This window comes from Vibrio sp. 1401, assembly GCF_033340295.1.
This window is the reverse complement of record NZ_JAWOWF010000193.1, coordinates 1-918: the sequence shown is the minus strand read 5'-3', so window position 1 is coordinate 918 and position 918 is coordinate 1. Positions and strand designations below refer to the sequence as shown.

Sequence of the window (918 nt, the reverse complement as noted above, 5' to 3'; positions counted from 1 at the left end):
TTGCTCGCCCAAAACTTGTCGATGTTGGCAGTTCGCAGCAAAGGCCAGCAAGATATCGCCTTACCGCTCGCACCATGTGACAAACTGAAAAAACAGCTGTTGGCGCAACTGCCGTTTTCTCCGACCAATGCTCAAGCACGCGTGGTGAAAGAGATTGAATCCGACCTCGAAAAACCGCACCCAATGATGCGTCTTGTCCAAGGTGACGTAGGCTCAGGAAAAACATTGGTTGCCGCGCTAGCCGCAGTCAGAGCCATTGAGCACGGTTACCAAGTGGCTTTAATGGCACCAACTGAGCTGCTCGCCGAACAACACGCCATCAATTTCGCCAACTGGTTTGAAGCCATGGGCATTCAAGTTGGCTGGCTTGCTGGTAAGCTCAAGGGCAAAGCCAAAGAGACGGAACTGGCTCGCATTGCCAGCGGTGAAGCGCAAATGATAGTGGGTACTCACGCCCTCTTCCAAGAACATGTGGAATTTCATCACCTAGCTTTAGTCATCATTGATGAGCAGCACCGCTTTGGCGTCCATCAGCGATTAGAGTTACGTGAGAAAGGGGCAAAACAAGGCGCGTATCCGCATCAGCTCATCATGACGGCGACTCCGATTCCTCGCACGCTAGCAATGACAGCGTATGCTGATTTGGAAACGTCGGTGATAGACGAATTACCACCAGGCCGAACACCGATTCAAACCGTCGCCATTCCAGATACCAAACGTGACGACATTGTCGAGCGGGTACGAAACGCTTGTCTTAACGAAGGCAAGCAAGCGTATTGGGTGTGTACGCTAATCGATGAATCGGAAGTGTTGGAAGCGCAAGCCGCAGCAGACACCGCTGAAGAGCTGCAGCGCAAACTGCCAGATGTAAAAATTGGCTTGGTTCATGGCCGTATGAAGCCCGCCGAAAAGCAAGCT

The 918-nt window shown here is 52.1% G+C and carries 1 protein-coding gene; it reads left to right on the top strand.

Annotated elements, in window-relative coordinates; genetic code table 11:
- Positions 1-918 (top strand): DEAD/DEAH box helicase (locus R7Z77_RS24495; RefSeq protein WP_318136946.1); only part of this gene is annotated, 918 nt, incomplete at both ends.